Annotated in this window: 1 protein-coding gene; it reads left to right on the top strand. The window is 35.8% G+C overall.

The features are described from left to right. The first annotated feature begins 71 nt into the window (after positions 1-71). Positions 72-1,162 (top strand): IS4-like element ISAba1 family transposase gene (locus ACTL4S_RS16395; RefSeq protein WP_085940648.1). Its coding sequence is split into 2 segments (ribosomal slippage): positions 72-612 and positions 612-1,162, totalling 1,092 coding nucleotides; the frame shifts between segments, so codons are not numbered across the junction. Positions 1,163-1,180: the final 18 nt, after the last annotated feature.

The raw sequence follows: 1,180 nt of genomic DNA, 5'->3' as shown, positions 1-1,180 counted from the left end.
CTCTGTACACGACAAAAATAGATAACTCATTGAAATAATGTCACAATAATTGTTTTCTAACGACGAATACTATGACACATCTCAATGAGTTATATCTTATCTTAAACAAATCTCTAAAATGGAACAAGTCACATTTAAAGTGCTTTGCGCTCATCATGCTTGTGATTATTTTAAAGCAAACATGTAATCTTTCTTCTGCATCTAAAGCCTTGCCCATCAAGTGTTTACCACAATCATTTTATCGACGTATGCAGCGCTTCTTTGCAGGTCAGTATTTTGATTATCGTCAAATTTCTCAGTTGATTTTCAATATGTTTTCATTCGACCAAGTGCAACTGACTTTAGATAGAACCAATTGGAAATGGGGAAAACGAAATATTAATATCCTGATGCTCGCAATCGTTTATCGTGGAATAGCGATACCTATCCTTTGGACATTGCTTAATAAACGTGGAAATTCAGATACGAAAGAGCGTATTGCTTTGATTCAACGCTTTATAGCCATTTTTGGTAAAGACCGTATTGTGAATGTGTTCGCAGACAGAGAGTTTATCGGTGAGCAGTGGTTTACATGGTTAATTGAACAAGACATCAACTTCTGCATTCGTGTTAAAAAAACTTCATTGTCACCAATCATTTAGGAAAGAATCATAAAATTAGTGATTTATTTCGCCATCTTAAAGTTGGTCAAATTGAATGTCGTAAACGACGGATTTTGGTTGGTCGGGTGAAACTATATATAAGTGCACTACAGTTAGAAAATGGAGAGCTTTTACTCGTCGTTTCTCCTCAGTTTAATGCCAATGCTATTCAGGATTATGCATTACGCTGGGAAATTGAAACCTTATTCAGTTGTCTCAAAGGACGCGGGTTTAATCTTGAAAATACGCGCTTGACAGACCCTAGACGAGTGAAAAAATTGATTGCGGTGTTAGCTATAAGCTTCTGTTGGTGTTACTTAACGGGTGAATGGCAACATAATCAAAAAAAAGCGATAAAAATAAAGAAGCATGGACGACTCTCAATGAGTTTATTTCGCTATGGTTTAGACTATGTTCAAATGGCGATTCAGCGTTTAATTGGTTTTGGGAAAAAAGAAGAGTTTAAGGAAATTTTGGCAATTTTAAGAAAGCAGAATCCTGATAGGATAAGGGTTCTGTGAAATTTGTCGTGTACAGAG

Origin of the sequence: Acinetobacter lwoffii (assembly GCF_052078135.1) — a bacterium.
GTDB classification, from domain to species: domain Bacteria; phylum Pseudomonadota; class Gammaproteobacteria; order Pseudomonadales; family Moraxellaceae; genus Acinetobacter; species Acinetobacter lwoffii_Z.
The sequence above is the reverse complement of the archived record's forward strand: the minus strand, read 5'-3'. Positions and strand labels throughout refer to the sequence as shown.